This window comes from Delftia sp. ASV31, from assembly GCF_016428765.1.
In the GTDB taxonomy this organism is placed as follows: domain Bacteria; phylum Pseudomonadota; class Gammaproteobacteria; order Burkholderiales; family Burkholderiaceae_C; genus Comamonas; species Comamonas acidovorans.
The window spans coordinates 1-8922 of sequence record NZ_JAELTK010000143.1 but is presented as its reverse complement, the minus strand read 5'-3'; the positions used below and the strand labels follow the sequence as shown (position 1 = coordinate 8922).

11 protein-coding genes are annotated in these 8922 nt (G+C 70.6%); 10 read left to right on the top strand and 1 reads right to left on the bottom strand.

Annotation, left to right across the window (positions count from 1 at the left end; genetic code table 11):
• The 8 genes from JHD82_RS27980 to JHD82_RS27945 form a co-directional block, all read left to right on the top strand.
• The coding region (locus JHD82_RS27980; RefSeq protein WP_199140099.1) for an NAD(P)/FAD-dependent oxidoreductase at nt 1–828 on the top strand (828 nt) is incomplete at its 5' end.
• Entirely contained in the window at nt 825–1577 is a 753-nt protein-coding gene (locus tag JHD82_RS27975) for a DUF1365 domain-containing protein (RefSeq protein ID WP_013800469.1), read from the top strand. The genes JHD82_RS27980 and JHD82_RS27975, both read left to right, overlap by 4 nt.
• On the top strand, nt 1574–2842 hold the full coding sequence (locus tag JHD82_RS27970) for a cyclopropane-fatty-acyl-phospholipid synthase family protein (RefSeq protein ID WP_199140097.1): 1269 nt from the start codon (nt 1574–1576) through the stop codon (nt 2840–2842). The genes JHD82_RS27975 and JHD82_RS27970 overlap by 4 nt, the downstream gene beginning before the upstream one ends.
• A complete protein-coding gene (locus JHD82_RS27965; RefSeq protein ID WP_199140095.1) occupies nt 2839–3447 on the top strand; it encodes a hypothetical protein in 609 nt (202 codons plus the stop codon). Before JHD82_RS27970 ends, JHD82_RS27965 begins: the two co-directional genes overlap by 4 nt.
• 18 nt (nt 3448–3465) lie before the next feature.
• Nucleotides 3466–4812: an MFS transporter gene (locus tag JHD82_RS27960; protein WP_199140093.1), complete on the top strand. Its 1347-nt coding sequence runs from the start codon at nt 3466–3468 to the stop codon at nt 4810–4812.
• Entirely contained in the window at nt 4809–5369 is a 561-nt protein-coding gene (locus tag JHD82_RS27955) for a DUF3833 domain-containing protein (protein WP_012207678.1), read from the top strand. Before JHD82_RS27960 ends, JHD82_RS27955 begins: the two co-directional genes overlap by 4 nt.
• Before the next feature lie 6 nt (nt 5370–5375).
• Nucleotides 5376–6167, top strand: a complete 792-nt coding sequence (locus JHD82_RS27950; protein WP_199140091.1) for an SDR family oxidoreductase — start codon at nt 5376–5378, stop codon at nt 6165–6167.
• 5 nt (nt 6168–6172) lie between these two features.
• On the top strand, nt 6173–6613 hold the full coding sequence (locus tag JHD82_RS27945; protein ID WP_199140089.1) for a nuclear transport factor 2 family protein: 441 nt from the start codon (nt 6173–6175) through the stop codon (nt 6611–6613).
• Here JHD82_RS27945 and JHD82_RS27940 read toward each other — a convergent pair.
• Entirely contained in the window at nt 6597–7964 is a 1368-nt protein-coding gene (locus JHD82_RS27940) for a PLP-dependent aminotransferase family protein (protein WP_199140087.1), read from the bottom strand. The two genes, JHD82_RS27945 and JHD82_RS27940, sit on opposite strands and share 17 nt — an antisense overlap.
• 69 nt (nt 7965–8033) lie before the next feature.
• Here JHD82_RS27940 and JHD82_RS27935 point away from each other — a divergent pair, with 69 nt between their 5' ends.
• Together JHD82_RS27935 and JHD82_RS27930 are read left to right on the top strand one after the other, a co-directional pair.
• Complete coding sequence (locus JHD82_RS27935; RefSeq protein WP_012207674.1) at nt 8034–8438, top strand: VOC family protein; 405 nt, start codon at nt 8034–8036, stop codon at nt 8436–8438.
• Between the two features lie 63 nt (nt 8439–8501).
• A partial coding sequence (locus tag JHD82_RS27930; RefSeq protein WP_199140085.1) for a PhzF family phenazine biosynthesis protein occupies nt 8502–8922 on the top strand: 421 nt, incomplete at its 3' end.

Below are 8922 nucleotides of genomic sequence, written 5' to 3'. Positions count from 1 at the left end.
CCCATGATGGGCTGCATCTGGTCCTGCCCCACCGACCAGATGCTGCGCTTTCCCGTGGCCACGCTGATCCGCTTTTGCCACAACCATGGACTGATCCAGGTCACGGACCGGCCGCAGTGGCACACGGTGCGCGGCGGCTCGCGCCAGTACGTGCGGCGCATGGTGGCCGCGCTGCTGAAGGACGGCCGCCACGAGGCGCGCCTGAATGCGCCCGTGCTGGGCCTGCGCCGCGCCGCGCACGGCGCGCTGCTGCAGACGGCGAACGGCACGGAGCCGTTCGACGCCGTGGTGCTGGCCTGCCACAGCGACCAGGCCCTGCGCCTGCTCGGCAGCGATGCCACGCCACAGGAGCGCAGCGTGCTGGGCGCCATCCGCTACCAGCCCAACCAGGCCGTTCTGCACACCGATGCCAGCGTGCTGCCGCGCAGGCAGGCGGCCTGGGCCGCCTGGAACTACGAACGCGCGGCCGACCCGGGGCGGGACCAGGCCGGCGTCTGCCTGCATTACCTGCTCAACCGCCTGCAGCCCCTGCCGTGGCAGCAGCCCGTGATGGTTTCGCTGAACCCGGTGCGCCCGATCGATGAAGGCCAGGTCCATGCGCGCATCGATTACAGCCACCCGGTGTTCGATCTGGCGGCCATCGAGGCCCAGGGCCGCGTGGCCGACGTGCAGGGCCAGCGCCGGACCTGGTTCTGCGGCGCATGGTGCGGCTACGGCTTTCACGAAGATGGCCTGCGCTCGGGACTGGACGCGGCCGATGGCCTGCTGCGCGCCCTGCCGGCCTTGCCCGTCCTGCCCGCCAGCGCGGCCTTCGAGGGGGTCGCATGACGGCCCGCCCCCTCATCGGCTTCGGCCATGTCTGGCACCGCCGCCTGCGGCCTGTCGAGCATGCCTTCCGCTATCCCGGCTATTTTCTGATGCTGCCGCTGCGCAGCCTGCGCACGCAGCCGGACGCCGCGCTGCGGCGCAACCGGCTGGGCTGGCTGAGCTTTCATGACAGCGACCACGGCGAGGGCGGCTGCGACGCACTGGCCTGGTTCGAGCAGCTGCTGCACAGCGAAGGCATAGCCGACGCCGATGGCGAGGTCTGGCTGCACACCTTCCCGCGCGTGCTGGGCTATGTGTTCAAGCCCGTGAGCTTTTGGTATGCGCACCGCGCCGACGGCTCGCTGGCCGCCGTGCTGGCCGAGGTCAACAACACCTTTGGCGAGCGCCATGCCTATCTGCTGGCGGGGCCGGACCTGGACTGGGGCCGCGAGCAGGTGGCGCGCAAGCAATTCCATGTCTCGCCGTTCTGCGAGGTGCGCGGCGAGTACCGCTTCCGCTTCGAGCGCGGCGAAGACCGCACCCTGGCGCGCGTGGACCTGCACGACGAGGACGGCCCGCTGCTGCAGACCAGCGTGGGCGGCGTGCTGCACCCGCTCGACGGCGCCACGGTGCGCCGCGCCTTCTTCGGCACGCCCCTGATGACGCTGGGCGTGGTCGCCCGCATCCACTGGCATGCGCTGCGCCTTTGGGCCAAGCGCGTGCCTTTCCATGGCAAACCCTCCGAGCCCAAGCGCTTCGTCACACGATGAACACTACCGCCGCCCCCCTGCTGAGCCCCTCCGCGGCAACGCCGCGCCGCACGCCTGCACGGGCGCGCCGGGTGCTGAACCTGCTCGAACGCCTGCCCCACGGGCAGCTGGACCTGGAGCAGCCCGATGGCCGCCTGCTGCACCTGCCCCGCCCGCCGTCGGGGGCTGCCGATGCGCATTGCGTGCTGCACGACTGGCAGGCGCTGGAGCGCACGCTCAAATCGGGCGACATCGGGCTGGCCGAAGGCTATATCGCCGGCGAATGGGACAGCCCCGACCTGGCCGCCCTGCTGCGGCTGTGCATGGTCAACCGCGACCATGTGCAAAGCCTGGTCTATGGCAGCTGGTGGGGCCGGCTGGGCTACCGCCTGCGCCATCTGCTGCAACGCAATACGCGGGCCGGCAGTGCCAGGAACATCCATGCCCATTACGACCTGGGCAATGATTTCTACCGCCTGTGGCTGGACCCGGGCATGAGCTACAGCGCGGCCTGGTTCCAGGGCCGCACGGGCCAAGCGCTGCGCAACGCGGACCTCCAGGAGGCCCAGCAGGCCAAGCTCAGGCGCACGCTGGACGAGGTGCGGCTGCAGCCCGGCCAGCGCCTGCTGGAAATCGGCTGCGGCTGGGGCGGCCTGGCCGAGGCGGCGGCGCAGGAGTTCGGAGCCCGGGTCACGGGCGTGACCCTGTCGCGCGAGCAACTGGTCTGGGGGCAGCAGCGCATGCAGCAGGCGGGCCTGGCCGACGCGGTGGAGCTGCGCTACCAGGACTACCGCGACCTGCCCGCGCGCCATGCGGGCGAGCCCTTCGATGCCATCGTCTCCATCGAGATGTTCGAGGCCGTGGGCCGCGAATACTGGCGCGGCTACTTCCAGACGCTGCGCGACTGCCTCAAGCCCGGGGGCCTGGCCTGCATACAGACCATCACGCTGCGCGAGGATCTGTTCGCGCGCTATCTGCGCTCCACCGACTTCATCCAGCAGTACATCTTCCCGGGCGGCCTGCTGCCCAGCATCCCCGCCTTCGAGCAGGAGGCGCACCGCGCCGGCCTGGTGGTGGAGCGCCGCATGGCCTTCGGCCGCGACTATGCGGAAACGCTCAGGCGCTGGCGCCAGTCCTTCGAGGAGCGCCTGGAGGCCGTGCGTGCCCAGGGCTTTGACGAACGCTTCGTGCGCATCTGGACCTTCTACCTGGCGTATTGCGAGGCGGCCTTCGACACCGGCAACACCGATGTCGTCCAGTTCACGCTGCGCAAGCCCCTGCCATGACGACCCCGCAACCCCACGCGTGCCGCGCGCCGCATGCACCCCGCCGAAAGGCCCTGGCCTGGGGCGCCGCCTGCGTCCTTGCCCCTTCATTGATCACCATGTCCAACGCCCTGCACGCCATCACCCCGACCGCCGAACTTCCGGCCGAATTGCGCAGCGCCCTGCCGTCCGCGCGCCTGATGGGCACGGCCGTGCTGCGCTTTTTCGGCCTGCGCGTCTATGAGGCGCGGCTGTGGGCTGCGCCCGGACTGCTGCCCGAGGACTACGCCCGCCACCCGTTTGCGCTGGAGCTGGTCTACGACCGCAAGCTCGAAGGCGCGGCCATCGCCGAGCGCTCCATCGCCGAAATGCGCAGGGTCGGCAGCTTCACCGAAGAGCAGGCCCGCCAATGGCTGGACCTGATGAAGCAGGCCTTTCCCGATGTGGTGGCCAAGGACCGGCTGCTGGGCCTGAACGACGGCCAGGGCGATGTGCGCTTTTTCCACAACGGCCGGCAGACGGCGCAGCTGCGCGATGCCGACTATGCGCGCCTGTTCTTCGGCATCTGGCTGTCGCCGCAGACCTCGGCGCCTGCCATGCGCACCTCGCTGCTGGGCCAGGGCTGAACGCCAGCGGACCATGCCATGACCTCCGTCCCAGTCCCCGCTCCCGCCCCCGTGCTGCCCTGGCGCACAGGGCTGGCCTATGGCGGGCTGGCCGCGCCGCTGGCCTTTGTGTCCCTGCCCCTGTATGTGAACCTGCCCTACCACTACGCCAGCGTGGCCGGCGCGCCGCTGGCCGGGCTGGGCGCGGTGCTGCTGGCCACGCGGGCGCTCGATGCCGTGGTCGATCCGGCCATTGGCCGCCAGGCCGACAGGCTGCTGCGCGGCGGTGTGCGGCCGGCCTGGCGGGCGGCTGCGCTGGGCAGCCTGCTGATGGTGCTGGGTTTCGGAGCGCTGTGGCATCCGCCGCGCGGCTCCGAGGCCGCCATGCTGGGCTGGCTGGCCGGCAGCCTGCTGGTGTGCACGCTGGCCTACAGCTTCGTCACCATCCTCCACCAGGCCTGGGGCACCCGCTGGGGCGGCCAGCCCGCCTGGCGTGCCCGTGTGACGGCCTGGCGCGAGGGCGCCACGCTGGCGGGCGTGCTGCTGGCCAGCGTGCTGCCGGCCGTGATGGGCCTTGACGCCACCAGCGCCGTGCTGGCGCTGGGCCTGGCGCTGGGGCTGATGGGGCTGTACCGGCTCCGGGCGCCCGTGGCTCCTGCGCCCCATGTGTCCCATGTGTCCCATGTGTCCTCTGCGCCCCGCATGCCGCAACCGGAGTCCCCGGCGTCGGCCGCCCTGGCCTCGTCCACTTCTCCGTGGGCGGATGCCGGGTTTCGCCGGCTGCTGGCCATCTTCATGCTCAATGGCGTGGCCGCGGCCGTTCCTGCGACCTTGCTGCCCTTTTTTGTGGCCGACAGGCTGCAGGCGCCTGCACTGCAGCCCCTGCTGCTGCTGTGCTTCTTTGGCGCGGCGGCGCTGGGCCTGCCGCTGTGGGTGAAGGCCGTCTCGCGCTGGGGCCTGGCGCCCAGCTGGCGGGCGGGCATGCTGGCCAGCGTGCTGGCCTTCGGCTTCACGCCCTGGCTGGGCACGGGCGACGCCATGGCCTTTGCCGTGATCTGCCTGGCCAGCGGGCTGGCCCTGGGCGCGGACCTGGCCTTGCCGGGCGCACTGCTCACGGGCGTGATCCACGAGTCGGGCCAGGGCGGCCGGGGCGAAGGCCGCTACCTGGGCTGGTGGACCTGCGCCACCAAGCTCAACCTGGCCCTGGCTGCGGGCCTGGCCCTGCCCCTGCTGTCCGCCGCGGGCTACCGCAGCGGCGGCACCGACCCGGCCGGGCTGCAGGCGCTGGCCTGGGCCTATGGCGGGCTGCCCTGCCTGCTCAAGCTGGCGGCGGCGCTGCTGCTTTGGCGCGCCGAGCGATTGCATTCTTCCTGGAGTCACACATGAGCCACATCACCCACTCCGCTTCGTTTTCGCCGCTGCGGCGCGTCTGCCTGGGGGCGGCATTGGCACTGTCCCTGGCGGGCTGTGCCGGGCCTTCGGTCCAGGACTACGCCAAGGAGCAGCCGACGCTGGACCTGCGCCAGTATTTCAACGGGCCGCTGACCGCGCACGGCATGTTCACGGACCGATCGGGCAAGGTGGTCAAGCGATTCACCGTGCGCATGACGGGCCGCTGGAATGGCGACGAGGGATCCCTGGAGGAGCACTTCGTCTACAGCGACGGCAGCACGCAGGAGCGGGTCTGGCATATCCGCCACCTGGGCGACGGCCGCTACAGCGGCCGGGCCGACGACGTGGTGGGCGAGGCCCAGGGCCAGGGCGCGGGCAATGCCTTCCGCTGGAGCTATGTGCTGGCCCTGCCCGTGAATGGGCGGGTCTGGAACGTCCACATGGATGACTGGATGTACCTCATGGACGGGCGCACCCTGCTCAACCGCACGGCCATGAGCAAGCTCGGCGTGCACCTGGGCGATGTGACGCTGTCCTTTGTCAAGGAGTGATGGGCCATGCCGCTGTTCTCGCGCGGGCTGAACCCGCTGCTGGCTGACTGGAAGGGACGCTCGGCATGGGTGGTGGGCGCCTCCTCGGGCATAGGGCGTGCCACGGCCGAGGCGCTGCACCGGCAGGGCGCCCGGGTGATCGTCTCCGCCCGGCACGGCGGCGCGCTGCAGGACTTCGTGCGCGGCCGCGAGGGCTGCCTGGCCCTGCCGCTGGACGTGACCGATGCCGCCGCCGTGGATGCGGCCGCCCAGGCCGTGCTGGCCCACGCGGGCGGGGCGCCCGACCTGATCCTCTACTGCGCGGGCCACTACCGGCCCCTGCGCGCCACCGAGTTCGACCTGGCCGAGATGCAGCACCACCTGGCCGTGAACTATGGCGGCGTGCTGCACCTGCTCGATGCCGCGCTGCCCATGCTGCTCAAGGCTGGCCGGGGCCATCTGGCCCTGGTCGGCTCGGTGGCCGGCTACCGGGGACTGCCCATGTCCCTGGCCTACGGCCCCACCAAGGCGGCGCTCAACAACCTTGCGGAAAACCTCTATCTGGACCTGCATGGCCTGGGCCTGGGCGTGTCCATCATCAATCCCGGCTTTGTCGATACGCCGCTGACGGCGCAAAACAGCTTCAGCATGCCGGCCCTGATCGGCGCCGAGGAGGCGGCCCGGCATATGCTGCAAGGCTGGGCGCAGGGGCGTTTCGAGATGAATTTCCCGCGCCGCTTCACGCGCTGGGTGCGCCTGCTGCGCTGCCTGCCAGACGCCTGGTATTTCTCTGCGGTCCGCCGCTTCACCGGAGCATGAAACCCATGAGCAGCGGCATATCCGATCCGCGACTGGCCCGCTTGGCCCAGGCCTACGAGGCCCTGCGCCGCGACAACCTGCCGGCGCTGCTGTCCCTGTATGCCGAGCAGGCCCTGTTCAAGGACCCGTTCAACGAGGTGCGCGGCCACGCTGCCATTCAGCGCGTGTTTGCCCACATGTTCGAGCAGCTCGACCGGCCCCGCTTCGCCGTCAGCCACGGCGCGGTGCAGGGCGACAGCGGCTTTTTGCTGTGGGAGCTGGGCTTTGTGCGGGCATCCGGCCAGCCCATGCACATCTGCGGCACCAGCTACCTGCAGTTCGATGGCGACGGGCTGGTGGCGACGCACCGGGATTTCTGGGACCCGGTGGAGGAAATCTTCGCCAAGGTCCCCGTGCTGGGCGCCGTGGCCAGGGCGCTGCAGCACAAGCTCAGGGCGCCGCAGTAAGCAGCCGGGCCAACTGCGCCAGGGCGCCGTCCAGCGTGTCGAAACGCGGCGCACCCAGGCAGATGCGCAGCCCGCTGGCCTGCTCCTGCGGGTCCACCATGAGCGAGCCCGGATCGGTCAGCTTCAAGCCCAGCGCCGCTGCGGCCGATACCAGGCGGCCGGCGGCTTCGCGCTCCATGGGCAGCCAGGCGTTGTAGGCCTCGGGGTGCAGCACCAGGCCGGAGCCACTCAGGTGCGGGGCGAGGTGTGATGCGGCCAGCCGGCAGCGCCGCTGTGCCTCATGGCGCAGGTCGGCCTGCAGGGAAGCGACCACGCCGTGCGACAGCCATTCATCGATCACGGCGCAGGAGAGGGCCGAAGGCGCCATGGACATCTCCTGCACAAGCTCCACAGCCGCGCCGCACAGCGAAGCGGGCAGCACCAGCATGCCCACCTGCAGCCCCGGGCCCAGGGACTTGGACAGCCCGTTCACATGCAGCGTGATCTCGGGCGCCAGCGTGGCCAGATGGGCCAAGGGTGCGTGATCGGGCAAGCAGGCGGCATACACGCCGTCCTCGATGATCCAGGCGCCTGCGCTGCGGCAGATGTCCACGATCGCCTGCCTGCGCTCCGCGCCCATGGTGGCCGTGGTCGGGTTGTGCAGCGTGGGGGTGAGGTAGACCACCTTGCCTTCGGCGGCGGGAATGCCCTCCAGCGCCTCGGCCAGCGCCTGCGGCAGCAGGCCCTGAGCGTCGATCGCCAGGCCCTGCAGGGCATACCCCTTGCGCCGGGCCAGGGCAATGGCGCCGGGGTAGGTGATGCGCTCGGTCAGCAGCCGGCCCCGGGGCTGGCAGACCAGATCGAAGGCCAGGGACAGCGCCTGGCGCGCGCTGCTGGTCAGCACCATGTGGTCGGGTTCCACGTTCAGGCCCAGCGTCTGCAGCCAGCGCGCGAGCACGCGGCGATGCTCCAGGTGGCCCTGGGGCGGGGCATAGAAGTTGAAATGATCGGTATCGATGCTGCGCGCAATCCCGGTCAGCGTACGAGCCAGGACGCGCGCACTGATGGCGGCCGGCGGCGCGTTGGAAGACAGGTCGATGTCCTCGCCAGCCTGCGCCTGCTGTGACGCCACGAAGGTGCCCCGGCCCCTGACGCTGCGTGTCAGCCCCCGGCGCTCCAGCAGCGCATAGGCCCTGGTCACCGAGCCCAGGCCGATCTGCAGCCTGTCGGCCAGGTCCCTGTGGGCGGGGAGGCGGTCGCCGCCGGCCAGCCGGCCTTCGACGATGTCGTCGGCCAGGGCGCGCGCCAGCCGCTCGGCGGCACTGGCTTCAATGCGCGCAAGACGGGGCGTCCAGGGGGAGGGCAGGAGCATGGTCGGGGCAAGGAAAAAATGAGTGTGCCGTGACACTATTTCATTTGTCGATAGTGTAACGTTCACTCCATGTTCAGCCACATCACCGTCGGCGCCCGTGATCTCGAGCGGGCCGGCCGCTTCTATGACGCGGTGCTTTTCCCGCTGGGACTGCAGCGCCGCGCCGTCCAGCCCGATGGCGGGCCGGCCGCGCTGTGCTGGGTGGCGCCGCCGGCGGCCTTGCCGCGCTTTTATGTCTACAGCCCCTTCAACGGCGAGCCGGCCACGGCGGGCAATGGCGCCATGGTGGCCTTTGTGGCCCCGTCGCCCGACGCGGTGGACGCGGCCCATGCCGCCGGCCTGGCCCGGGGCGGCAGCGACGAAGGCCCGCCCGGCCCGCGCCCGCACTACGGCGATGGCTACTACGGCGCCTACCTGCGCGATCCCGACGGCAACAAGGTCCATGTGGTGCATCGCGCCGATGTGCGGCCATAGCGCAGATCGGGCCCGTCGCCCGTCTCCCTTTCTTTTCCTTTCCATGCAACAAGGACCGTCTTCATGAGCATTGCCGTTCATATGGTCGACGTTTTCGCCAGCGGCCCGCTGTCCGGCAATCCGCTGGCCGTGATCACCGGTGGGCAGGCGCTGACCACCGCACAGATGCAGCAGCTGACACGCTGGTTCAACCTCTCCGAAACCGCGTTCCTGCTGCCGCCCACGCAGGCGCAGGCCGACTACCGCGTGAGGATTTTCACGCTGGACCGGGAGATGCCTTTTGCCGGCCATCCCACGCTGGGCAGCTGCCATGCCTGGCTGTCCCAGCACGGTGCGCCCAGGAACGCAGGCCACATCGTCCAGGAGTGCGGGGCGGGACTGGTGCAGATACGGCAGGAGCATGGGCGGCTGGCATTCGCCGCGCCGCCCATGCTGCGCTTTGGCGCGCCCACCGCCGATGAGCTGGATGCCGCGCTGCGCATGC

What these genes read in the sequence shown, in the direction of transcription:
- JHD82_RS27975 (WP_013800469.1), top strand. Translation starts at nt 825, where the DNA reads ATGACGGCCCGCCCCCTCATCGGCTTCGGCCATGTCTGGCACCGCCGC.
- JHD82_RS27970 (WP_199140097.1), top strand. Translation starts at nt 1,574, where the DNA reads ATGAACACTACCGCCGCCCCCCTGCTGAGCCCCTCCGCGGCAACGCCG.
- JHD82_RS27965 (WP_199140095.1), top strand. Translation starts at nt 2,839, where the DNA reads ATGACGACCCCGCAACCCCACGCGTGCCGCGCGCCGCATGCACCCCGC.
- JHD82_RS27960 (WP_199140093.1), top strand. Translation starts at nt 3,466, where the DNA reads ATGACCTCCGTCCCAGTCCCCGCTCCCGCCCCCGTGCTGCCCTGGCGC.
- JHD82_RS27955 (WP_012207678.1), top strand. Translation starts at nt 4,809, where the DNA reads ATGAGCCACATCACCCACTCCGCTTCGTTTTCGCCGCTGCGGCGCGTC.
- JHD82_RS27950 (WP_199140091.1), top strand. Translation starts at nt 5,376, where the DNA reads ATGCCGCTGTTCTCGCGCGGGCTGAACCCGCTGCTGGCTGACTGGAAG.
- JHD82_RS27945 (WP_199140089.1), top strand. Translation starts at nt 6,173, where the DNA reads ATGAGCAGCGGCATATCCGATCCGCGACTGGCCCGCTTGGCCCAGGCC.
- JHD82_RS27940 (WP_199140087.1), bottom strand. Translation starts at nt 7,964, where the DNA reads ATGCTCCTGCCCTCCCCCTGGACGCCCCGTCTTGCGCGCATTGAAGCC.
- JHD82_RS27935 (WP_012207674.1), top strand. Translation starts at nt 8,034, where the DNA reads ATGTTCAGCCACATCACCGTCGGCGCCCGTGATCTCGAGCGGGCCGGC.